The organism is Streptomyces sp. NPDC015144 (genome assembly GCF_043079735.1).
Taxonomy (GTDB): Bacteria; Actinomycetota; Actinomycetes; order Streptomycetales; family Streptomycetaceae; genus Streptomyces.
On record NZ_JBIBUU010000001.1, the window covers coordinates 695,780 to 718,215 of the forward strand.

At 71.0% G+C, this 22,436-nt stretch carries 22 protein-coding genes; 10 read left to right on the forward strand and 12 right to left on the reverse strand.

Annotated features, from left to right (window positions below):
- Positions 1–25: 25 nt before the first annotated feature.
- The gene (locus tag ACF08W_RS03025) at positions 26–1,210 is read right to left on the reverse strand and encodes an alcohol dehydrogenase catalytic domain-containing protein (RefSeq protein WP_352276692.1); all 1,185 of its coding nucleotides are present in this window, start codon (positions 1,208–1,210) and stop codon (positions 26–28) included.
- Positions 1,211–1,564: 354 nt separating this feature from the next.
- Between ACF08W_RS03025 and ACF08W_RS03030 the strand changes: the two genes are divergently transcribed.
- The gene (locus ACF08W_RS03030; protein WP_392278193.1) at positions 1,565–3,637 is read left to right on the forward strand and encodes a catalase; all 2,073 of its coding nucleotides are present in this window, start codon (positions 1,565–1,567) and stop codon (positions 3,635–3,637) included.
- A gap of 41 nt (positions 3,638–3,678) precedes the next feature.
- Here ACF08W_RS03030 and ACF08W_RS03035 read toward each other — a convergent pair whose 3' ends face one another.
- From ACF08W_RS03035 to ACF08W_RS03045, 3 genes are all read right to left on the reverse strand, one after another.
- On the reverse strand, positions 3,679–4,566 hold the full coding sequence (locus tag ACF08W_RS03035; RefSeq protein WP_392278194.1) for a glucose 1-dehydrogenase: 888 nt from the start codon (positions 4,564–4,566) through the stop codon (positions 3,679–3,681).
- An 86-nt stretch (positions 4,567–4,652) separates the two neighbouring features.
- Complete coding sequence (locus ACF08W_RS03040) at positions 4,653–5,426, reverse strand: VOC family protein (protein WP_392278195.1); 774 nt, start codon at positions 5,424–5,426, stop codon at positions 4,653–4,655.
- A gap of 719 nt (positions 5,427–6,145) precedes the next feature.
- Positions 6,146–6,484, reverse strand: coding sequence for a hypothetical protein (locus ACF08W_RS03045; RefSeq protein ID WP_392278196.1), 339 nt, complete (start codon positions 6,482–6,484; stop codon positions 6,146–6,148).
- Positions 6,485–6,504: 20 nt separating this feature from the next.
- On the opposite strand from ACF08W_RS03045, the gene ACF08W_RS03050 reads away from it, so the two are divergent.
- From ACF08W_RS03050 to ACF08W_RS03060, 3 genes are all read left to right on the forward strand, one after another.
- Positions 6,505–6,660, forward strand: a complete 156-nt coding sequence (locus tag ACF08W_RS03050; RefSeq protein WP_283850580.1) for a DUF6131 family protein — start codon at positions 6,505–6,507, stop codon at positions 6,658–6,660.
- Positions 6,661–6,780: 120 nt separating this feature from the next.
- Positions 6,781–8,262 (forward strand): aminotransferase class I/II-fold pyridoxal phosphate-dependent enzyme, encoded by a 1,482-nt coding sequence (locus ACF08W_RS03055; RefSeq protein ID WP_392278197.1) that lies wholly within the window; start codon positions 6,781–6,783, stop codon positions 8,260–8,262.
- A gap of 83 nt (positions 8,263–8,345) precedes the next feature.
- Positions 8,346–8,915: a type 1 glutamine amidotransferase domain-containing protein gene (locus ACF08W_RS03060; protein ID WP_385216441.1), complete on the forward strand. Its 570-nt coding sequence runs from the start codon at positions 8,346–8,348 to the stop codon at positions 8,913–8,915.
- A gap of 70 nt (positions 8,916–8,985) precedes the next feature.
- Here ACF08W_RS03060 and ACF08W_RS03065 read toward each other — a convergent pair whose 3' ends face one another.
- Positions 8,986–9,312 (reverse strand): plasmid stabilization protein, encoded by a 327-nt coding sequence (locus tag ACF08W_RS03065; RefSeq protein WP_385216444.1) that lies wholly within the window; start codon positions 9,310–9,312, stop codon positions 8,986–8,988.
- Positions 9,313–9,617: 305 nt separating this feature from the next.
- Here ACF08W_RS03065 and ACF08W_RS03070 point away from each other — a divergent pair, with 305 nt between their 5' ends.
- Together ACF08W_RS03070 and ACF08W_RS03075 are read left to right on the forward strand one after the other, a co-directional pair.
- A complete protein-coding gene (locus tag ACF08W_RS03070) occupies positions 9,618–10,100 on the forward strand; it encodes a hemerythrin domain-containing protein (RefSeq protein WP_392278198.1) in 483 nt (160 codons plus the stop codon).
- Positions 10,101–10,174: 74 nt separating this feature from the next.
- Positions 10,175–11,266 carry a glutamate--cysteine ligase gene (locus ACF08W_RS03075; RefSeq protein ID WP_392278199.1) on the forward strand — a complete coding sequence of 364 codons (1,092 nt, stop codon included), beginning with the start codon at positions 10,175–10,177 and terminating at the stop codon, positions 11,264–11,266.
- Positions 11,267–11,305: 39 nt separating this feature from the next.
- On the opposite strand, the gene ACF08W_RS03080 is transcribed toward ACF08W_RS03075, so the two are convergent.
- Together ACF08W_RS03080 and ACF08W_RS03085 are read right to left on the reverse strand one after the other, a co-directional pair.
- Positions 11,306–11,533, reverse strand: coding sequence for a hypothetical protein (locus ACF08W_RS03080; RefSeq protein ID WP_352276699.1), 228 nt, complete (start codon positions 11,531–11,533; stop codon positions 11,306–11,308).
- Between the two features lie 22 nt (positions 11,534–11,555).
- Positions 11,556–11,732 (reverse strand): hypothetical protein, encoded by a 177-nt coding sequence (locus ACF08W_RS03085; protein ID WP_392278200.1) that lies wholly within the window; start codon positions 11,730–11,732, stop codon positions 11,556–11,558.
- A gap of 374 nt (positions 11,733–12,106) precedes the next feature.
- Here ACF08W_RS03085 and ACF08W_RS03090 point away from each other — a divergent pair, with 374 nt between their 5' ends.
- The gene (locus tag ACF08W_RS03090; RefSeq protein ID WP_392278333.1) at positions 12,107–13,627 is read left to right on the forward strand and encodes a cytochrome bc complex cytochrome b subunit; all 1,521 of its coding nucleotides are present in this window, start codon (positions 12,107–12,109) and stop codon (positions 13,625–13,627) included.
- A gap of 21 nt (positions 13,628–13,648) precedes the next feature.
- Here the strand turns inward: ACF08W_RS03090 and ACF08W_RS03095 are convergent, their stop codons facing one another.
- The gene (locus ACF08W_RS03095; protein WP_385216454.1) at positions 13,649–14,038 is read right to left on the reverse strand and encodes a cytochrome c oxidase subunit 4; all 390 of its coding nucleotides are present in this window, start codon (positions 14,036–14,038) and stop codon (positions 13,649–13,651) included.
- Positions 14,035–15,750 carry a cytochrome c oxidase subunit I gene (gene ctaD / locus ACF08W_RS03100; protein WP_392278201.1) on the reverse strand — a complete coding sequence of 572 codons (1,716 nt, stop codon included), beginning with the start codon at positions 15,748–15,750 and terminating at the stop codon, positions 14,035–14,037. The genes ACF08W_RS03095 and ctaD overlap by 4 nt, the downstream gene beginning before the upstream one ends.
- 418 nt (positions 15,751–16,168) lie before the next feature.
- Between ctaD and ACF08W_RS03105 the strand changes: the two genes are divergently transcribed.
- Positions 16,169–16,705, forward strand: a complete 537-nt coding sequence (locus ACF08W_RS03105; RefSeq protein ID WP_392278334.1) for a cysteine hydrolase family protein — start codon at positions 16,169–16,171, stop codon at positions 16,703–16,705.
- Positions 16,706–16,915: 210 nt separating this feature from the next.
- On the opposite strand, the gene ACF08W_RS03110 is transcribed toward ACF08W_RS03105, so the two are convergent.
- Both ACF08W_RS03110 and ACF08W_RS03115 read right to left on the reverse strand, forming a co-directional pair.
- The gene (locus ACF08W_RS03110; RefSeq protein ID WP_392278202.1) at positions 16,916–18,265 is read right to left on the reverse strand and encodes an MFS transporter; all 1,350 of its coding nucleotides are present in this window, start codon (positions 18,263–18,265) and stop codon (positions 16,916–16,918) included.
- A 439-nt stretch (positions 18,266–18,704) separates the two neighbouring features.
- Complete coding sequence (locus ACF08W_RS03115; RefSeq protein ID WP_392278203.1) at positions 18,705–19,343, reverse strand: Dps family protein; 639 nt, start codon at positions 19,341–19,343, stop codon at positions 18,705–18,707.
- 420 nt (positions 19,344–19,763) lie between these two features.
- Between ACF08W_RS03115 and ACF08W_RS03120 the strand changes: the two genes are divergently transcribed.
- Positions 19,764–20,093 carry an ANTAR domain-containing protein gene (locus tag ACF08W_RS03120; protein ID WP_392278204.1) on the forward strand — a complete coding sequence of 110 codons (330 nt, stop codon included), beginning with the start codon at positions 19,764–19,766 and terminating at the stop codon, positions 20,091–20,093.
- Between the two features lie 89 nt (positions 20,094–20,182).
- On the opposite strand, the gene ACF08W_RS03125 is transcribed toward ACF08W_RS03120, so the two are convergent.
- Complete coding sequence (locus tag ACF08W_RS03125) at positions 20,183–21,088, reverse strand: polysaccharide pyruvyl transferase family protein (protein ID WP_392278205.1); 906 nt, start codon at positions 21,086–21,088, stop codon at positions 20,183–20,185.
- A gap of 334 nt (positions 21,089–21,422) precedes the next feature.
- On the opposite strand from ACF08W_RS03125, the gene ACF08W_RS03130 reads away from it, so the two are divergent.
- A complete protein-coding gene (locus tag ACF08W_RS03130) occupies positions 21,423–22,427 on the forward strand; it encodes an NAD-dependent epimerase/dehydratase family protein (RefSeq protein ID WP_392278206.1) in 1,005 nt (334 codons plus the stop codon).
- Positions 22,428–22,436: the final 9 nt, after the last annotated feature.

Genomic DNA, 22,436 nt, shown 5'->3' on the forward strand with positions numbered 1-22,436 from the left:
GTCCGTGCCGTCCGCCGTACAGGCCCTACGGACGCAGCAGCGTCTTCACCATCCCGTCCTCCTTCTCCTGGAACATCGCGTACGCCTTCGGACCGTCCTCCAGGGGGAGGTGATGGGTGGCGAACCCCTCGACCCCGAGCACGTCCTCGTCGTCGAGCAGCGGAAGGATCTCCGGCACCCAGCGCAGGACGTTGGCCTGACCCATGCGGAGCTGGATCTGCTTGTCGAACAGGGTCAGCAGGGGCAGCGGGTCCGCCGCGCCCCCGTAGACACCGGACAGGGAGATGGTCCCGCCGCGACGCACCACGTCGATCGCGGTGTACAGGGCGGCGAGGCGGTCCACCCCGGCGTGCTCCATGAGGGTCCGGGCGACGAGGTCGGGCAGCAGACCGGTGGCCCACTGCGCGGACTTCGCGAACGGCGCGCCGTGGGCCTCCATCCCGACCGCGTCGATGACGGCGTCGGTCCCCCGGCCGTCGGTCAGTTCCCGGATCGCGTCCGGCAGCCCCTTGCCGAGGCGTTTCACGTCGAAGACCTGAACGCCCCGCGAGGCCGCGCGGGCCAGGCGTTCGGGCACCAGGTCGACGCCGACGACCAGACCGGCGCCGAGGTGCCGGGCGATCCTGGCCGCCATGTCACCGATGGGGCCGAGCCCCAGCACGGTGACGCTTCCCCCGGGAGGTATGGAGGCGTACTGGACGGCCTGCCAGGCGGTGGGGAGCACGTCGGAGAGGTAGACGTAGCGGTCGTCGGGCGGGCCGTGCGGGACGGGGATGGGCAGCGTGTTCCCGAACGGCACCCGCAGCAGCTCCGCCTGCCCGCCGGGCACCTGCCCGTACAACTTGGTGTAGCCGAACAGCGCGGCGCCGGTGCCCTGCTCGCGGACCTGGGTGGTCTCGCACTGCGAGTGCAGCCCGGCCCCGCACATGAAGCACGTGCCGCACGACACGTTGAAGGGGACCACGACGCGGTCGCCCACCTGCACCGCCGTGACGTCGCGGCCCACCTCCTCCACCACCCCCATGGGCTCGTGACCGAGCACGTCACCCTGGTCCAGGTAGGGCCCGAGCACTTCGTACAGATGCAGATCGGAACCGCAGATCCCGGTCGAGGTGACGCGTACGACGATGTCGGTGGCGTCCTCGACGCGTGGATCGGGGACGGTCTCCACCCGTACGTCCCGTCGTCCCTGCCAGGTGAGTGCACGCATGCGGCCCTCCTCGGGGTGATGCCGGTGGATCGCGGTCGGGCGTGGCGGTTCGAGCCCCTCCAACCAGCCAATCAGGGACCGGCCCGTCCCGCCTCCCGTGGCGCGAACGTTCACAGCAGGGCAGATGAGGGACACGAAGAGTGCGGCACGGCAGGATCCGGTCGCCCACAACCGCCTTGCGGGACGGGGAGGCCCACTTGGCCCTGTACCCGCCCGATTGCCGGGGCCGTTGGAGGGAGCGGGTCCCGGGCGGCGTTACCGACCGTGGTCACCGGATACCCGCTTGGAGACGAACCCACCAGCCGCCCTTGCCGCTCCGACCGGAGCGAGCGCGGATGCGCACAGGAGTTGCAGATGACCGACGCCAAACAGATCCAGCGGGACGGCGCACGCGTCGCGGATCCGGCCGACGGGCCGATGACCACGGACCAGGGGGTCGCGGTCGAGCACACCGACGACTCACTGACGGTCGGCAACCGGGGCCCCACCCTGCTGGAGGACTTCCACTTCCGCGAGAAGATCACGCGCTTCGACCACGAGCGCATCCCCGAGCGAGTGGTCCACGCCCGCGGGGCCGGGGCATACGGATTCTTCGAACCGTACGAATCCTGTGCCGCGTTCACCCGGGCGGCCTTCCTCCAGGACCCGGCCGTCCGCACCCCGGTGTTCGTGCGGTTCTCCACCGTGCAGGGCCCGCGCGGTTCGGCGGACACGGTGCGCGACGTACGGGGCTTCGCGACGAAGTTCTACACGTCCGAGGGGAATTACGACCTCGTCGGCAACAACTTCCCCGTCTTCTTCATCCAGGACGGAATCAAGTTCCCCGACTTCGTGCACGCGGTGAAGCCCGAACCGCACAACGACATCCCCACCGGCGCGTCCGCCCACGACACCCTCTGGGACTTCGTGTCCCTCCAGCCCGAGACGCTGCACACGATCATGTGGCTGATGTCGGACCGGGCGATCCCGCGCAGCTACCGGATGATGCAGGGGTTCGGCGTCCACACGTTCCGGTTCGTGGACGCCGAGGGGCGGGGCACGTTCGTGAAGTTCCACTGGACACCCCGGCTCGGTGTGCATTCCCTGGTCTGGGACGAGGCGCAGAAGGTCCAGGGGCGCGACCCCGACTTCAACCGGCGCGACCTCTGGAACGCCATCGAAGCCGGCCAGTACCCCGAGTGGGAGCTGGGGGTCCAGCTCATTCCCGAGAAGGACGAGCACTCCTTCGACTTCGACCTCCTCGACGCGACGAAGATCGTGCCGGAGGAACTCGTCCCGGTGCGGCCGATCGGCCGGATGGTCCTCGACCGCAACCCCGACAACTTCTTCGCCGAGACCGAGCAGGTCGCCTTCCACACCGCCAACGTGGTCCCCGGAATCGACTTCACCAACGACCCGCTGCTCCAGGCGCGGAACTTCTCGTACCTCGACACGCAGCTTCTGAGGCTGGGCGGCCCCAACTTCGCCCACATCCCGGTCAACAGGCCGGTCGTCGACGTACGCAACAACCAGCGCGACGGCTTCCACCAGGAACAGATCCACACCGGAACCAACTACACCCCCAACACCCTGGGGGTCGGCTGTCCCGTGCTCGCCGACGTCGACTCCGGTGCCTATCGGCACCTCACCGAAAGAGTGGACGGGACCACGGTCCGCCGCCGCAGTCCCAGCTTCGAGAACCACTACCTCCAGGCGGCCCTCTTCTGGCGCAGCATGTCGCACTGGGAGCGGGAGCACATCGTCGACGCGTTCCGCTTCGAACTGGGCAAGGTGTCGGCGATGGACGTCCGGGCCCGCACCGTGGCCCAACTGGTCCAGGTGGACACCGAACTCGCCCAGAGCGTCGCACAGGGCGTCGGGGTGCCGCTGCCCGAGCCGACGGTGACGCCGGAGCCCGCCCCCTCCCCGGCACTGAGCCTGGAGAACCAGCGGGGCGACGGCTCCATCCTCTCCCGGCAGATCGCCGCGCTGGTCACGGGCGGCGCCGACGCGACGCAGATCGACGCGGTCAGGGACCCCCTGGTCGCCGAGGGGGCGATCGTCGAACTCCTCGCCCCGCAGGACGGGATCGTCGTCACCAGCCAGGGCGGGACACTGGAGGTCGACCGGGCCCTCCCGACCGTCGCCGCCGTGCTCTACGACGCGGTCCTGCTGCCGGACGGCGCGCAGTTCACCGAGGACGCCGTGCGCCGGTTCGTACGCAACGCCTACCGGCACGGCAAGCCCGTCGGCGGTTACGGGGGCGGGGTCGCCGCGCTGGCGGAACTCCTCCCCGGGGCCGTGACCAGCCGTCCGCCCGAGGAGGAGGGCGGCCCGGTCGGCATCCACGGGGTGGTGACGGCGGACGTCGGTGACGACCGCTTCGCGGCGGCGTTCGCCTCCGCCGTCGCCGCGCACCGGCACTGGGACCGGCCGGGTCTCGTCTGAGGCGAACCCGGCCGGTGGGCACCCGCGTCGACGCGGAGCGGTCAGGGAAGCGGAGTCCCGCCCGTCACGTTCATGACCTCACCGGTGATGAACGAGGCCCTCGACGACGCGAGGAAGACGTACGCGGGGGCGATCTCGGACGGCTGGGCGGCACGTCCGAGAGGGGCCTCCTTCCCGAACTCACGGGTGTCGGGCAGCGTGGCGGGGATCAGCGGGGTCCACACCGGCCCCGGGGCCACGGCGTTGACGCGGATCCCCCCGGAGGCCAGCTCCTGGGCGAGGCCCTGGGTGAACGTCACGATCGCCCCCTTCGTCATCGCGTAGTCCAGGAGGTGCGGACTCGGCCGGTAGCCCTGGACCGACGCCGTGTTGATGACCGAGCCGCCGGTGGGGATGTGCGGCAGTGCCATCCTGCAGAGCCAGAACATGCCGTACAGGTTGGTCCGCACCACACGGTCGAACTGGTCGGTGGAGATGCCCGCGATGCCCTCCGGCCGCGCCATCTGGTAGGCGGCGTTGTTGATCAGGACGTCGACACGGCCGAACTCCGACACCGTCGTGTCGACGAGGGCGCGGCACGAGGCCTCCTCGCGGATGTCGCAGACCACCGGCACGGCACGTCGGCCCGCCGCCTCCACCAGGACGGCCGTCGTCCGGGCCTCTTCCGCCTCCTCCTTGAGATGGGTGAAGACGACGTCGGCGCCCTCGCGGGCGAAGGCCAGCGCCACGGCCCGGCCGATGCCGGAGTCCCCGCCGGTCAGGAGCGCGACGCGATCCGTCAGCAGGTCGCTGCCCCGATAGCTGTCCTCACCGTGGTCGGGGCGTGGGTCCATGGATTCGGTCCATCCCGGATACGGCTGGCTCTGCTGCGGAAGCTGCTGCCGGCGAGCGTCCTGCGCGGGGTCCCGCGGCCACGGGGCTGTGCTCATGGCTCTGTCCTCCTCGGCGTGGGGGTTGTGCCTGGCGTGTGCGGTGCGTCGAGGAACGGCCCCGGAGCGGTACCTCTCCGGCGGGGTCAGCCGCCGGAGACGGTGAAGAACGCGCCTTCGGGGTCGTGGATGACGAAGGTGCTGCCGGAGGCGGAGAGCGGCGAGGTGACCGGCGCCGCGTCCCCGCCGGCGGCGACGGCCGCCGCAGCCGTCCTCGCCGGGTTCCCGACTCGGAAGTCGACGACCCATCGGGGGCGCGCCGCCCCTTCCGGATCGCGGTCCGGCGTCCGGCTGTGCACGGTGGCGAGGGTGTGGCCCGCCGACCGGACGAGCACGCGGTCGTGCGCGTAATCGACCGTGCACGCACTGGGCGGCTGGGCCCAGCCGAAGACCTCCGCGTAGAAGATGGCGGCGTCGAAGGCGTCGCGGGTCTCCAGGTCCAGGCGGGCGGGTGCGTTGCCGTGCCCCACGCGCCAGGCCGTGATGGGCCCTTCCCAGAAGCCGAACACGGCCCCGTCGCGGTCGGCGGCGACGCCCGCGCGCCCGTTCCCCAGCGGGAGGGGGCCGACGGCCAGCGTGGCGCCGCGCTCGCTGATCCTGCCCGCGGTCTCGTCCGCGTCCCGGACGGCGAAGTACGGCGTCCAGATGACCGGCTGACCGGCCTCGCGGCAGCATCCGATTCCGGCGACGCGCTCGCCGTGGGCCAGCGCGACCGTGAGATCGTCGTCGAGCGTGCTCCTACGGAACTCCCATCCCATGATCTCGGAGTAGAAGCCCTGTGCCTTTTCCAGGTTCCGCGCCATCAGGTTGACCCAACACGGTGTGCCGGGGGTAGGAGTGGTGTCTTCGACGTTCGACATACGACGCGCCTTTGGACGGAGAAGCAGCCGGAGGAAGGCATGGGGCCCCGTGGGTTCCAGGGGCCGTACGCACATCGAACGGCCTGACGAATCCACGGGGCAACGCTTTCGGAGGCCCGGACCCGTCACGGAAGGCCGCCCGTGCCGTGTGGCCGATTTCCGGGGGCCGGGCCGACAGTGGAGGTGGCGGGCCGGATTCCCTACCTGCCCACCATTCCCCTGCCCGCGCCATGTCGCACCTCGGCGTCGCCGCCGACGCACCCGATAGCGCGCCGGTGCGGTGACGCGACGCGCCGTCGCGGTGCGCCGGGAGGAATCCGAGGAAGGGAACCGCTCACACACGGTGGGTGAGGCCGTACACGGCGCCGGGATCGGACGGTTGGTGACGCGGAGCCGTGCACGGCACACGACCGGGACCCCGGGGTCGGCTCCGGCACACGTCGGAGCGTGACGCCCGGGCACAGGAGGAAGCCGATGAGCGCGGTGGACCGGATCGCCGATCCCTGGGGCACCCGTACCCCCTGTGCCCGCCACGCCCCCTGGCCGCGCCGGGTACGCGCGCCCCGGCGCCCACCAACACCGCCTCCGCTCCGGCCCGTTCCCGCCGGATCCCGGCCACCGAAGGCGGCCCGCCGGCCTTCGCCGACGAGGACATCGAACCGGGCGCGGACACCGGGCGGGGAGGGAGCGCGGTGAACGGCGTCGCACGTGTTCTGCGATCACTGCACCACCGTGAACGGCTGCTCGCGGAACAACTCGTCACCGTGGCCCAGCGCCATCGCGCCGAGCACGAGATCCATCACGTGGCCACGGACCTCGCCCGGTGGTCCGACGAGCACCGCCTGCGCATCGCCGAGGAAGAAGTCCGCCACGGCCTCGGTCTTGACGGGGTGGTGTGCGATGGCGGAAACGTCGGCGGTACGGGAGCCGACGATGCCGCCGACCGTCCGGACCCCGCGCTGCTGCCCCAGACCCTCGCCGTCACGCGGGACGGTTCGACCTGAAACCCTGGCCGGTTGCCGCGACGGCTCACCAAGAACAGAGTGGAAGAGGAACACACACGAGAACGGAGCGTGTTGTGATCATTCTGGGAGTCATTCTGCTCGTCATCGGTTTCGTCACGGGCATCTCCATCCTGTGGACCATCGGGATCATTCTGGCCGTGATCGGCCTGATCCTATGGATCCTCGGTGGGATGGGACACGCCGTGGCAGGACGCAGACACTATTGGTGACGCTTCCGGAGAGCTCTCGTCACCCGGGAAGCGTGTCACTGGTGGCTGCCCGAGAAACCGACCACCTGCACTGGGCACGTCGGCGGTAACGCCGTCCGACGTGCCCAGAAAGGCGTCGACATGCGTATGGACCATACCGAGGCGCCCGTCCTGGACGCCCTCGCCGCGTACACCGAGAGGGACGAGCTTGGGTTCTCGCCGCCCGGTCACAAACGGGCCAGGGGAGCCGACCCGGCCGTGCGTGCCGTACTGGGGGATGCCGTCTTCCTCGGCGACGTCCTGGCCAGTGGCGGTCTGGACGACCGGCGGGAGCGGGGGAACGTGCTGGGGCACGCCGAAGAGTTGATGGCGGAGGCCGTGCACGCGGAGCACACCTTCTTCTCCACGTGCGGAAGTTCCCTCTCGGTGAAGGCTGCCATGCTCAGTGTGGCCGCGCACGGACAGAAGCTGCTCGTGGGGCGGGACGCGCACAAGTCGGTGGTGTCCGGCCTGATCCTGTCCGGTATCGAACCGGTGTGGGTGGAGCCCCAGTGGGACACCGGACGGCACCTCGCCCATCCGCCCTCGGCCGACTCCTTCGAGCGGGCCTTCGACGAGCATCCGGACGCCCGTGGCGCCCTGGTGACGAGCCCCACCCCGTACGGGACCACGGCGGATCTCTCCGCGATGGCCGAGGTGTGCCACCGCCGCTCACGGCCCCTGCTCGTCGACGAGGCATGGGGTGCCCATCTGCCCTTCCACGAGGAACTTCCGTCCTGGGCGATGGACGCGGGCGCGGACGTGTGCGTCACCAGCATCCACAAGATGGGCAGCGGTCTGGAGCAGGGCTCGGTCTTCCACCTCCAGGGAGACCTGATCGACCGGGCCACCCTGGCTTCCCGGGCCGATCTGCTGGGGACCACGAGCCCGTCGGTCCTGCTCTACGCCGGGATCGACGGCTGGCGGCGCCAGATGGTCCTGCGCGGTCACGCCCTGCTGACCCGTGCGCTGGAGCTGGCGAGATCCGTCCGCGAGGAGATCGAGACCATCGAGGGAATGCACGTCAACGACCGGGAGGACTTCTGCGGCCCCGGAGCGGGAGCCGATCTCGATCCGCTGCCGATCGTGATCGACATCTCCGGACTCGGCACGTCCGGCTATCTCGCCGCCGACTGGCTCCGCGAGAACCACCGGATCGACACCCACCTGATGGATCACCGCCGCATCAGCGCACAACTCACCCACGCCGACGACGCCCTCACGACCGGCCGCCTGCTGACCGCGCTGCGCGACCTCGCCGACCGGGTGGAGACGCTGCCGTCCGGGCGCCCCGTCGAACTCCCGGACCCCGGTGAGCTGAGGCTGACCCAGGCCCGTCTGCCGCGCGACGCCTACTTCTCGGTGACCGAGGACGTACCGCTGGAGAAGGCGGCGGGCCGCACGGCCGCCGAAATGATCACGCCCTACCCGCCGGGCATCCCCGCGGTCCTGCCCGGTGAACGCCTGAACGAACCCGTCCTGCACTACCTCCGCTCGGGGATCGAGGCGGGAATGAACCTCCCCGACCCCGCCGACCCCGAACTGCGCACCATCCGCGTCTGCGCGACGGACGACGACACCTGAGCCTCGACGGGCAATCCGTCGACGAGTCCCCGGGCGTACGGCCCGTCGGGCACGTTCCAACCTCACCACCGAAGGGATCACCCATGACTGCCGACGACGTGAGCGCACGGAAGGTACTGGCGATCGTCACGAACTACGGCGTCGAACAGGACGAGCTTCTCGTTCCCCAGGAGCATCTGAGCGGCTGGGGCGCCGAGGTCTCGGTCGCCGCCGTGTTCATGGACGAGGTCCGGACACTGGTGGGCGACGAGGAACCGGGACGGGCGGTACGACCGGAACTGACGCTCGCCGAAGCGGATCCGGCCGCCTACGACCTGCTGTTGATCCCCGGCGGGACGCTGAACGCCGACGCGCTGCGCCAGCAGGACGACGCCACGCGCATCGTCCGCGCGTTCACGTCGTCCGGGCGGCCCGTCGCGGCCATCTGCCACGGGCCGTGGGCCCTGGTCGAGGCCGACGTGGTGGCGGGGAAGCGGCTGACGTCCTACCCCTCGCTCAAGACGGACATCCGCAACGCCGGCGGGGAGTGGACCGACGAGCCGGTCGTCACGGACGACGGCCACGGCTGGCCGCTCATCACCTCGCGCAACCCGGGAGATCTGGAACCGTTCCTCCGCGAAGTGGACGCGGCCCTCGCGGTGGCCACGCGGTGAGGCCGGGCCCGATACGGAAGGGCCCGCCCGCACCGACGTGGCCGGACGGCGATCCGCGCGGTGTGCCGCCTCAGCGGCCGAGGGCCCGGCGCAGTTCCTGCTTGTTCATGGTCGAGCGGCCTTCGATGTTCTTGCGCTTGGCCTCCTCGTACAACTGGTCCTTGGTGGGGCCCTGCGATCCGCTGTGGGAACGCTCGCCGCCCCGTTCGTAGGCGGACTTGGGGTCGCGGGTGGACGTCTTGCTGGACGTCCTGGCCTCGCCGGAGCGGGCGCGTTCCTTGTTGACGACGCGCGAGGCGAGTTCCTTCGCGCGCTTCTCCGAGGCGCCGCGTTCCTCGGCGCTCTCCTTGATGTGCTCGTACTGGCGCTCACGCTTCTTGTTCGATCCGGCCGGCATGGGTGTCTCCGGTGTGTCGGTGCGGCCCGCGGGCCGCACAGGGGCGAAGAGGGGCCCCTCCAGTCGACGCACGGATTCCGCGGCCCGCCACACGAGCGGTGCGGCGGGGCGCGGGCGGACGTGCCGCGACGGTGCGCTCCTGCCCGGCACCAGGGGCTTTCCGGCGCCCGCCGGGAGCCGTGGGGCGACTCCGCCGAGGAGGTGACCGTACAGGTGTCGCCGCGCGAGGGGCGCGGGTTCCTTGTTCCGGACCTGCTTGTCTGTCCTGGCCCCTCCTACCGGGAGGCGAAGAGAAGGAGGGTGCCGTGACGCAGCCCGAAGGCGACGTGCTCCACGAACTCGCGGCCGACCACCGCGAACTGGAGGCGATGTTCTGGGAGATCGAGCTGCAGCCGGTGGACCACCCGCGGCGCGGGGAACTCGTGGACCGGCTGATCGCGGAAGTCGTCCGGCACACCGCCGCTGAGGAGGCGCATCTGCACCCGGCTATGCGCGAGTACCTGCCGCACGGGCAGGCACTGGCCGACAAGGAGCTTGCCGATCATGCCAAGGGTGAGCGGCTGCTCGGCCGGCTCGAAGGGCTCAGCGTGGGCGATCCGGACTTCAACGACACCCTCGCGAGGCTGAAGTTCGCGATCGCCTTCCATGTGCGCGAGGAGGAGCACGACCTGTTCCCGAAGCTCGCCGCCGCGCTTCCGCCCGAGGAGCGCGCGGAGCTCGGCCGGCGGGTCCGCCTCGCCCGCCTGCGTCCGGCCGTACGACGGGCCGCGAGGTCCTCGGGCGAGTAGCGGTGACGGCGGCGGGACGCCGCCGACGGTGAGCAGGACCCGTTCCCATGAAGGTGTGTCGCAGGGAGGAAGCGATGGTGCGGACCGTCGGAGTGGAGGAGGAGCTGCTGCTCGTCGACCCGCGCAGTGGTGAACCACGAGCACTCTCCGCCGCGGTGCTGGCCGTGGCGGATCGCCGGGCCGACGGGGAATCGGCCTTCGAGGCGGAGCTCCAGCACCAGCAGGTGGAGTTCGCCACGAAGCCGCACAGCGCCATGGGGGACCTCGGGGAGGACATCCGCCGCGGACGCTCCGAGGCCGCCGAGAGCGCGGCCCGCGCCGATACCGCCGTCGTGGCCCTCGCGACCGCGCCGACGCTGGTCAAGCCCTCGCTCGGCGACGGGGAGCGGCACGGCTGGCTGGCCGAGCGGTTCGGTGAGACCACGCAGGAACAGCTGACCTGCGGATGTCACGTGCATGTCTCCGTGGCATCGGACGAGGAAGGCGTCGGCGTACTGGACCGTGTGCGGGCATGGCTGCCGGTCCTTCTCGCGCTGAGCGCCAACTCCCCCTTCTGGCAGGGCCGCGACACCACGTACGACAGCTACCGCAGCAGGGTGTGGGGGCGCTGGCCGTCGGCCGGACCGGTCGAGGTCTTCGGCACGGCGCAGCGCTACCACGAGCAGGTCAGGGCCCTGATGGAGACGCGTGTCCTGCGGGACCCGGGGATGATCTACTTCGACGCCAGGCTCTCCCACCGGTACCCGACGGTCGAGGTCCGGGTCGCGGACGTCTGTCTGGATCCGGCCGATACCGTGCTCCTCGCCACCTTGACACGAGGGCTTGTCGAGACGGCGGCACGGGAGTGGCGGGCGGGCGAGGAACCGCGTGCCGTCGGTGTGAGCCTCCTGCGCATGGCGGCCTGGCAGGCGGGCCGGTCGGGTCTCGACGGGGAACTCCTCCACCCCCTCACGATGCGCCCCGAGCCCGCCGCCGATGTCACCAGAGCCCTGCTCACCCACGTGCGCGAGGCCCTGGAGGAAACGGACGACCACAGGTCCGCCGAGTCGGCGCTCGAAAGGCTGTTGGAACGGGGGACCGGTGCGAGGACCCAGCGCCAACTGCTCGACCGCACCGGAAGGCTTGGCGCCATGGTGACCGAATGCGTGGCCAGAACGCGAGGCTGAACCTCCCTCCGTGACCCGCGGTCCCCGGAGGACGCTCCCTCAGGCCGCTCCGTAGCAATGTGCCCGGCCACCGCTCCATTCGACCCAGTGGGGATCGTCGACGAGCTCCCACGCGTCGTCCAGCCCGGCACGTCTGAGGAACTCCACGAGGTCGCTGTCGTTGTGGGCCCGTCCGACGACCTTGCCCCTGATGGCCACTCTCCGCCCACCGGCGCCGGAGAGGCGGTGCACGACGACGGGAGCCCTCGTCTCCCCGGACCGAACCATGCGCTGCCCTCGATCCTTCTCCCTAGATCAGCGGCACGACGACGGCGACCGCCACGATGATGATGACGAGCACGATGATCCAGACCCATGGAGTCCGGTGTCTGGGCGACGGATCCTCGGGACCTCCTCCCCGGGGTCGGTCCTCGGGAAGACTGGCGTTCTTCGGCCGGTCGCGGCGGTAGAACTCCGGGTCGGTCATGGGAGGGATCCTCCTCTCGCACGTCTGCGTCCCGATCGGGGCGCCCTGCTTCTCCATGCTCCCACTTCTGCCTTTGTCGCGATATTCGCGTCATTTCTCTGATTTCCTGGCGTATATCGGTGTGGCGGCGCCGTGCCCCTGATGCGCGTAATGCGGCTGTGCGCACCGGAACAGACCGCATAGTGCGCAGAGAGCAGGTGTGGTCCGTGGTCGCGCTGCTCGGCGTACCACCCGCAAGCCGGAGAGGGAGTCGACCGGTGCTTCTGTTTGCCAGGCGCAGGCGCGCGATCAAGGAAGGGGTCCGTCGGGCCGGGGTGGCGGGCTATGTCGCGATCGACCGTCGTACGCCTCTTTCGGAGGCCGCCCGGTCCGTGATGCGCAAGGCGTTCCCCGACCACTGGTCGTTCCTCCTGGGGGAGATCGCCCTGTACGCGCTGGTCGTTCTGGTGCTGACCGGCAGCTTTCTGACGCTGTTCTTCGACCCCAGCATGAAGTCCGGCCCCTACCTCGGCTCCTACGCACCCCTGCGGGGTCTGACCGTGTCGCAGGCGTACGCGTCCACCCTGCACATCAGCTTCGACGTACGGGGCGGGCTGCTGATCCGGCAGGTGCATCACTGGGCCGCCCTGATCTTCGTCGCGGCCATCGGGGTCCACCTGCTCCGGGTGTTCTTCACCGGCGCGTTCCGCCGGCCCAGGGAGGTCAACTGGATGGTGGGGGTGACCCTGTTCCTCCTCGCCCTCCTGGAGGGGTTCGCCGGCTACTCGCTCCCCGACGACCTGCTGTCGGGGACGGGCATGCGCACGGCGAACACCATCGTGATGTCCCTCCCGGTCGTGGGCACGTACCTGAGCGACCTCCTGTGGGGCGGCCCGTTCCCGGGCCAGGTCATCCTTCCGCGCCTCTACATCGTCCACGTCCTCTTCGTGCCCGGCCTCCTCCTCGGTCTCGTGGTGGTGCACCTGATGCTGGTCCTCTACCTGAAGCACACGCAGTGGGCGACGCCCGGCAGGACCAACCGCAACGCGGTGGGGCAGCCGATGGTCCCGCACTTCGCCGCGAAGTCGGCGGGGCTGAGCCTGATGGTCGCCGCTGTCACCGTGTGGCTGGGCGCCACCGCCCAGATCAACCCGGTCTGGAGCTACGGCCCGTACCGGGGGGACCAGGCCGTCGTCGACTCCCAGCCCGACTGGTACGTCGGGTTCCTGGAGGGCGCGTTGCGGCTCATGCCCCCCTGGGAGAACGAGGTCGCGGGGCACACGCTCATGTGGAACGTGCTCGTCCCGGCGGTGTTGCTGCCCGGCCTGCTCTTCCTGGTCCTCTACGCGTACCCCTTCTTCGAGGAGTGGGTCACCGGCGACCCGAGGGAGCACCACCTCTGCGACAGGCCGCGGGACCGCCCCACGCGCACCGCACTGGGTGTGGCGGCCATCGTGTTCTACGCGGTGCTGCTGATGGCGGGCGGCAACGACGTCACGGCCCTCGTCTTCCATGTCTCCGTGGAAGCGCTGACGTGGATCCTCAGAGTCGCGCTGGTCGTCGGCCCGCTCCTCGCCTACGCCGTCACCGCCCGCGTGTGCCTCGCACTCCAGGCGCGTGAGCGCCGGCTCGTACGCACCGGTACGGAAACGGGGCAGGTCGGGCAGAACGTCTACGGCGCGATCCATGAGGGCCACCGACCGCTCGACTCCGCCCGGCTCCGTCGGGCCCTGGTGCGGGATGTTCCCCGGCCCCTCGGCTCCCCGGGCGGCAGAGTGGCTAGGCGCGCGCGGATCCGCTCGTCGCTGAGCCGCTGGTACTACCGCGACCGGGTCGACATGCCGACGACCTCCGCACAGCGCGAGCGGATCGACGAGGTGTTCAGGGAGCCGGCCGAGGACCGGGAGCGGAGGTAGCCCCGCTCCTCCCGCCGACCTTCAGTCGTCCCGGCCGGCGAACTGGAACGTCATGCCGAGCACCCCGGCGAGGAGCACGCCCAGCCCGATGAGGAACAGGAAGAGGGCGTAGACCACCCCCAGGCCGATCAGTGCCGCGCCCACGCCGATGATCGCCGGCCAGGCGCTGTGCGGGGGGAAGAACCCCAGGGCGCCGGACCGTTCCCGGATCTCCGCGCCCTTGCGGTCCTCGGGCCTCGTTCCCCTCTTGTAGTGGTTCGTCGCGCAGAACAGGCTGATGAGCGCGGACATGAGGAAGGAGACGGTCAGCGCGGCGACGCCCGCGGGTTCGCGCGCGAACCAGGCGTAGACGACATCGGTGACCAGGAAGAAGACGGCCACACCGGCGAAGAGCCGGGCTTCCGGTTTCATGCGTTCCGCCCTTCGATCGTGTCCGGGGTGGCCGAGTCGCGCGATGCCTCTCCCGGTGCGTACGCCTCCGGATGGTGCAGGTCGAAGGCGGGTGAGTCCGACCGGATCCGAGGCAGGGCGTCGAAGTTGTGGCGCGGCGGCGGACAGGAGGTGGCCCACTCCAGGGAACGGCCGTATCCCCAGGGGTCGTCGACCGTCACGAGCGGCGCGTGGACGGCGGTTCTCCAGACGTTGTAGAGGAAGGGCAGGGTGGAGACGCCGAGGAGAAAGGCTCCGGCCGAGGAGACGGAGTTGAGCAGGGTGAACCCGTCCGTGGGCAGATAGTCGGCGTACCGCCGGGGCATGCCCATCTCGCCGAGCCAGTGCTGGACGAGGAAGGTGACCTGGAACCCGACGAAAAGCGTCCAGAAGTGGATTCTGCCGAGCCGTTCGTCCAGCATCCTGCCGGTCATCTTGGGCCACCAGAAGTAGAAGCCGCCGAACATCGCGAAGACGATCGTGCCGAACAGGACGTAGTGCAGATGGGCGACGACGAAGTAACTGTCGGTGACATGGAAGTCCAGCGGCGGCGAGGCGACGAGGACACCGCTCAACCCGCCGAGCAGGAACGTCACGAGGAACCCGATCGCCCAGAGCATCGGCGTCTCGAAGGAGAGGCTGCCGTTCCACATCGTGCCGATCCAGTTGAAGAACTTCACCCCGGTCGGCACGGCGATCAGGAACGACATGAGGGAGAAGAACGGCAGGAGCACGGCCCCCGTCGCGAACATGTGATGGGCCCAGACCGTGGCCGAGAGCATGGTGATGGCGACGGTCGCGCCCACCATCCCGACGTAGCCGAAGACGGGTTTGCGGCTGAACACGGGGAGGATCTCGGTCACCACGCCGAAGAAGGGCAACGCGACGATGTAGACCTCCGGATGCCCGAAGAACCAGAAGAGATGCTGCCAGAGCAGCGCGCCGCCGTTGGCGGGGTCGAAGACGTGGGCGCCGAACTTGCGGTCGGCCATCAGCGCGAGCAGGGCGGCCGTCAGGACCGGGAACGCCAGCAGCACCAGGAGGGAGGTGAAGAGCACGTTCCAGGTGAAGATCGGCATCCGGAACATGGTCATCCCCGGGGCGCGCAGACAGACGATCGTGGTGATGAAGTTGACCGATCCCAACGTGGTGCTGACACCGCTCAGCACCAGCCCCATGGCCCACAGGTCACCGCCGGCCCCCGGGGAGCGGACGGCGCTGTTCAGGGGGGCGTACGCGAACCAGCCGAAGGAGGCGGCGCCGCCGGGAACGATGATCCCGCTGACGACGATCAGCCCCCCGAAGAGAAAGAGCCAGTAGGTGAGGGCGTTGAGCCGGGGAAACGCCACGTCCGGCGAACCGATCTGGAGCGGCATGACGGCGTTCGCGAACCCGGCGAAGGTCGGCGTCGCGAACAGCAGCATCATGACGGTGCCGTGCACGGTGAAGAGCTGGTTGTACTGGGAAGGGCTCACGAACTGCAGACCCGGACGCGCCAGCTCGGCACGCATGACCATCGCCAGGGCCCCGGCGAACAGGAAGAAGGCGAACGAGGTGACGAGGTACATGTTCCCGATCGTCTTGTGATCGGTGGTCGTCACGATCTCCCGGATCCGAATGCCCAGGAGCACCCGGGAACTGTCGGGCTCGTCCTCCTCCGAGAGCGTCCGTCGTGGTTGCTCCAGCCATGACATGCGTGCCTCCGCGGTTCCGGGTGGCGGAGAGGGACTGCGCCGACAGCACCGGGCAGCGGGGACGCCCGGCGTCGGACCGAGGCCCCGGCTCTCCCACCTGAGAACGAAACCGGGCCGCCGGTGATTCGCTGCCGAACGGGTGAGCCGGGGCTCCCGGACCGGCTCCGGACGGTGCTCCCGAGCCCTCGGACGTGGCATGCCGCGCCACCGTGGGACAGGTCCGCCCCGGCGTGAGACGGTGGACGACAGGGGGTGGGCCCGAGGCGCCGGCAGGACGCCGCGCTCCCCGCCCCGGCCCACCCACCGGCGGCGCTGCGGGCGAAGGGCCGGAACACGGCGTACCGGGGTCCGCTCCCGGACCCGCGGGCGGCCGCGCGATTCCCCGGACGGGGCAGGAGCGGACGGAGGCGTGATAGCGGTGAGCGGCTCGGCACTCGTCGTCATCGACATGATCAACACGTACGAGCACAAGGACGCGGAACTTCTCCTGCCTGCGGCCGAGGCCGCGCTGCCGGGGATCGAGCACCTGCTCGGCCGGGCCCGTTCGGCCGGGACGCCGGTGATCTACGCCAACGACAACTGGGGCCAGTGGCGCTCCCACCAGGGCGAACTGCTCGACGCGGCCTTGGCCGCGCCCCACGCCGCGCTCGTGGATCCGATCCGGCCGGACGCGGAGTCCCTGTTCATCGTCAAGGCCAGGCACTCCATCTTCTACGAGACCCCGATGGCCTATCTCCTGAGGGCCCTCGAGGTGGACCGGGTGGTCCTCACCGGTCAGGTGACCGAACAGTGCGTGCTGTACTCGGCACTCGACGCGCACATCCGGCACCTGGACGTGACGGTACCCGTGGACGCGGTGGCGGCCATCCACCCCGACCTCGCGCGGGCCGCGCTGACCATGATGCGGAGGAACATGGGTGCCCGGCTCACCAGGGCCGCCGACGTCGCGTGGTGAGGCCGGACCACGACGGGCGCGGACGGAGACACTCTTCGACCGGGCGGGACACGGGGCTTCAGGACGAGCGGTCCACCCGGACCCGGCACCGGCCGTCCCCGGGTCGTTCGCGAGGTCAGTGCCTACCTCGGCGCCCCTGCGGCGCGTCGACGCCCCTTTCGGCCGGCCCGCCCTCAGGGCGCGGCCGAGGAAGAGGTCCTGCGCCTCCTGTCATGACCGCTCACCGGAAACCATGGACACGGACGGACACGGGGAGGGGAGGACGACGGGCCGCTCCCGGCGGATGTACGGGACGAGCGGGACCGGGGCGCCGACCGCGCGCCGACCGGCCGCACGGTGACGCAACCCGCCGATCAGCACGACCCCGGCGATCAGCAGACCGCCCGAGACGAGGGCGCCGCGCGCGCCCGCGAACTCCAGCAGCACGCCGAGCAGGGGCGGGCCCGCCAACTGCCACCCGGTGCTGGCACTGCGCCAGACCCCGAGAACCCGGCCGCGCATCTCCGGGTCGGGGTCGGTCTGGAGGATCGCCGCCCCGGCGGTGTCCGAGACGGACTCCACCACGGCCATGGGGATGACCAGCGCGATCAGCACGACGAGTCCGGGAGAGAGCCCGGCCGCCATCTGGAGCACACCTCCGGCGGCGGCCAGCACACCCACGAGCCGCACGGTCGGGCTCCGGAGCCGCCCGGCGAGCAGGGCGCCCAGGATGCCGCCCACGGCCAGCACGGTGGAGACCGTGCCGAAATCGCTCTGCTGGGCGTGGAGCGGTCCGATGACCAGGACGGCGAGGGTCAGCTGGTAGTTCCGCCCGAAGACCGAACTGACCGCGGTGATCCCGGCGAGAGCGACCAGGCGCGGCCGTCCCAGGAAGTAGGCGAGACCGGCCCGAGCACCTGCGGACGCGTCGGTGGACCGCCCGCCCGCACGCGGCTCGGGGACACGCGCCGCCCGGTCGGTACCCGGTCCGCGCACAGCGGGCGCGGCCTTCCGTACCCCTTCCCGCAGTGCGTGGGAAGCCGGACGCAGGAAGGGGATGACGGCGGTCACGAAGAGGAACGAGAAGCCGTTGACCACGTAGGCGGACGCCGTGCCGAAGGCACCGACGGCGACCGCCGCCAGTGCGGTACCGGCGAGCCGTCCGGTGCTGTGCACCATCGCCCCCAGCGATATGGCCGAGGGCACGTCCTCCCTGGGCACCAGATCATTGCCCAGCAGTGAGGTCGCCGGACCGTCGATCGTGCTGACGATGCCGGTCACCGCCGCCAGGGCGAGCAGGACGGGCACGTTCAGCAGGTCGAGACCGATCAGGACCGCCGTGGAGAAGGCGATCAGACCGAGCACGGCCTGGCTCACCGCCGCGGTGATCTTGCGGGGCCACCGGTCGACCGCGGCCCCTCCGAGAACACCCAGCAGCAGGCCGGGGCCGGCCTGCACGGCCAGGGACAGCCCGGTGGCCGCCGCCGACCCCGTGATCTGGAGCACCAGCAGGTTCTGGACCGTGAGCTGCATCCACGTGCCGGTGTTCGACACCAGGTTGGCCACGGACCACCAGCGCATGCTCGGCACCTTCAGGCACCGCCACGGGCTGCTGCTGCCGCCCCGCCGGCCGAACCGCTTCGGCCGGGTGGGGGGCTCGGGGACGGGGACGGCGGGAGCGGGCACGGCAGGCACATTTCGACGAGGGCTGGGGGAAGGCACACGTCGGCCCCGGCGGGGGCGTATCGGTGGGTGTGCCCGGGCTGCCGGGCGAGAAGGCGGGGTGGGGTGCCGCCCCGGCCGCCGGCGCGCACCCATCGTCGCAAACGCCGTGCCGTCGCCGGAAGCGTCCGACGCCGGGAACGGCCCCGGGGACCGGACCGCCCGGCCCAACTCCCGTGCGGCCGGGCGGCGTGCGCGGTCCGGTGTCCTTGCTCACACGCGGCCGGCCGGCGCGACGGCCCGCCCCCGTGGGGGACGGACCGTGAGCGGGCACGCGCAGAGGGGAACGGGACGGGCGTCAACGTGTCCGCTTGGCCGTGGCCGTCTTCCTGGGTGCCCGCTTCGTGCTCGTCGCCTTCTTCGCCGTCCTGCGCGCGGAGGGCGGCGACCCCGCGTCCGCCCCCTTGTGCCCCGCGTCCATCCCGGACAGGTCGCCGGAGCCGCTCTCCCGGTGTGCGCGTACGAACCACTGGAACTGCTCCAGGGCATGCAGGTGCTCGACGAGCAGGTCCTCGGTGACGGGATCGATCTCGGCCGCCTCCGACGCGGCACGTCGGTGATCCTCGATGACGCCGGAGTACACGAGGTCGAGGGAGCCGAGGTGCGTCATCGCGTCCGCGCGCCCCAGGCCGTAGTCGTCCCAGGTGCGCTCGGCCACCAGGGCTCCGGCCGTACCGCGCGGTTCGCCGCCCAGCGTGGCGATGCGTTCGGCGACGCCGTCGACCATGTCCCGCACAGCCGCCGCCTGCGGATCGAGCATCTCGTGGACGGCGATGAAATGCGGTCCGACGACGTTCCAGTGGATGTGCTTGAGGGTGAGGGCGAGATCGTTGAGCGCGTGGAGCCGCGGCCTCAACAGCTCGATGACCTTCTCGCCCTGGGCCGTGTCGAGGCCGGGGACGGTGTAGCGGGGGGCGGTGGTGTTGCTGGGGGGCATGAGGGCTCCTGTGCTGAGTGCGTGGTTCCTCAATGTGTCCCAGGGGGCGCCCGCTTCCGCGTACGACTGTTGCGAGAGGCACCTGACTGGTGGAACCACTGCTCACGATCGGCCCCCTCGGACGGTGTCCGGTACCCGGGTCCGGCGACGGGGGACCGGTGCCGAACGGGCCGACCGCCGGGAACCGGTTCCGGACGCGTGTGGGTTCCCGCTCCCGCGCCGGGAGGAGCCCGGACATCCCGATGATTGGGGCAATGCGGTGGTGCCGTCACGTCAATGGCTCGGTGCACTTGTCCTGCGGCCGCCGGATGGAAAGCGTGGGAGCGCGGTCCGACGGCCGGCGTGCGGGCGGTCGGACCGGCCACGCCGAGCCGGCCCCATGCGCTGCACGGCAGCGCGGCAAAGGAGTTGTGCCGCCCCATGGACACGTCCACCCCCGCGCGACCGGATCCCACCGGGCCGTCCGGTGACGGCTGGGACCAGGTCGCCACCCTCAGCCGGGAAGTGCGGGGACTTCGCGAAGCACTGAAGTCCCGTTCGGTCATCGACCAGGCCCGCGGCATCGTCATGGCGGAGGCGTCGTGCTCCTCGGAGCGCGCGTGGTCCGTCCTCCTGGAGGTCTCACAACGCACCCACGTCAAACTCCGCGACATCGCCGAGCGGTTGGTCGGCAGCTACGCGGGCGGAACGCTGCCCGCGGCGGTCCGCGACGACCTCCGCGAAGCGCTGAAGCGGCTTGGACGGGAGTGAAGCGGCGGCGAGAGTGACCTGTCACCCGCCGCCGGTGGTGCGCGGCCCCGCGCCCGCACCGGATCGCGGTACGGGGAACGCGTCGGGGCTCACGCGTTCCGCACCATGAAAGCCCCGAGTCGGCGGGCCGCGGCGCTTCCCGCGGGGGACAGACACCACTCCCACCAGCCGTCCAGCGCCCGGTCCGAGATGTCGTCGCAGGCCAGCAGGGCGGGCCAGCCCAGCACGTCGGCCTGGGCGGTGACCTTGGCGCCGCCGCGCACCGGGTCGAGCGCCAGCACCGGCACCCCCATGCGCAGCGACAGCACCAGCCCGTGCAGACGGTTGGTGACCATGACGTCCAGCTTCCCCACGAGGGAGAGGTACTGGTCCGCGCTCCGGCACAGGCGCCAGTCGTCACGGGCCAGTCGGGTGTCGGCCTCCACCCGGGCGCAGTCCTTGCGGGCGAGCCAGCGGAGCACGGCCTCACCCGCCTCGGTGTGGCGCCGCCGCGCACCGTACTCTCCCTGACCCATCGTCAGGGCCACTCCCGCCAACGGGCGTCCAGGGCCGACGCCGGCGGCCGTCGCCAGGTCCGGCAGGGAGCCGCGTCCGGGCGCGTCCCGTGGCAGGACGCGGTGGAAGCCGGTGACCGCGGGCGACCCGGGGTCCACGACGCTCACCCCCACGGCCAGCCGTCGGCAGGCGGCATACCGCTGGTGCAGTCCGGCCACCTGCTCCCCGTGCACGGGGCCGCAGACGAACAACACCTGCTCGTAGCGGCCGGGGAGGGCCGACTCCAGCGAGAGTTCGCCGGGTGCGAAGACGGGGCTCCAGGCGGTGTCGTGTCCGACACCCAGATGGTCGAGCGCCCGCGACACGGTTCGCTGGGCCAGCGCGTCCCCGGCGGTGACCTCTCCGTCCGGGAAGCTGAACCATCCGGTGACCAGCACCCGGCCCGTCGGGGTGCGGGGGGAGAGGAGGTCGTCGAGGGCGGCGCGAATGTCTTCGTGCATGGGGCAGTCCCTTCGTCGATCCGTTCCCACGGTACGCCCGGGATGCGAACGGGCCGTGGTTCGGCAGAATCAGTTCCTGTGACCGGGCGCCGTGAGTGCGCGCCCGGTGGCCGTCAGGAAGCGGCGGCGCGGACGGGACGGGGCGAGCGGGCGGGCCGTGGCGAGGACCACGGACGCGGCTCCCGGACATCGGTCCCGGTCTCCGTACACAGTGCAGCCGGGTGACCCGATCACGACGCCCCGTACCCGATCCGGTGACGCACCGGGCGGAACGCCGAACAGCCGGCCGGTCCGCTCCGGTCCGCCACACCCCCGTGGAAGAGGAGTCCGCCCCATGATGCCCTCATCGGCTGAACCCTGGCCGTGGCGACGAGCCGTTGTGGCCGGCGGCGCCGGCTTTCTCGGCTCCCATCTCTGCGAGCGCCTCCTCAAGGGCGGGGTCGAGGTGGACTGCGCCGACAATCTGGTGACCGGATCGGCGGAGAACATCGCCCATCTCATCGGCGTACCCGGCTTCCGGTTCGTCAACTGCGATGTCGTGGACGCCTCGTGCGCGCGGCAGCTTCCCGGCCCCTACGACCTCGTCCTGCACTTCGCCTGCCCCGCCTCGCCGGCCGACTACCTCAGCCTGCCGCTGGAGACGCTGGACGCCGGCAGCCTCGGCACCCGCAACCTCCTGTCCCTGGCCGCCAGGGACGGGGCACGGCTGCTGCTCGCCTCCACGTCGGAGGTGTACGGCGATCCCCTGGTCCACCCACAGCGCGAGGACTACTGGGGCAACGTCAACCCGGTGGGTCCGCGCAGCGTCTACGACGAGTCGAAACGCTTCTCCGAAGCCCTGGTCACCGCGCACGCCGCGGCCGAGGGGACGAACGCCGGAATCGTCCGGCTCTTCAACACGTACGGACCGAGGATGCGGGCCCACGACGGCCGCGCGGTCCCCACGTTCATCTGCCAGGCGCTCGCCGGAGAACCCCTGACGGTCTCCGGCGACGGCGGCCAGACCAGATCGCTGTGCTACGTCGACGACACGGTCGAAGGAGTGCTGCGGGTGGCCGCCAGCCGATCGGTGCGACCGGTCAACATCGGCGGCAGCGACGAGACCACCGTCCTGGAGATCGCCCGCAGAGTGGTCAAGCTGACCGACTCCGCCTCCCGGGTCGAGTACATGGACCGCCCGGCCGACGAACCGGCACGCCGCCGCCCCGACACGACGCTCGCCCGCGAGCTGTTCGGCTGGGAGCCGAGGGTGTCCTGGGAGGACGGCCTGGAGCAGACCATCGCCTACTTCGCCTCACGGACCGGACCGACGGCCGAGCCCCCGGCCCGCGACCTCTGAAGGGTGTGC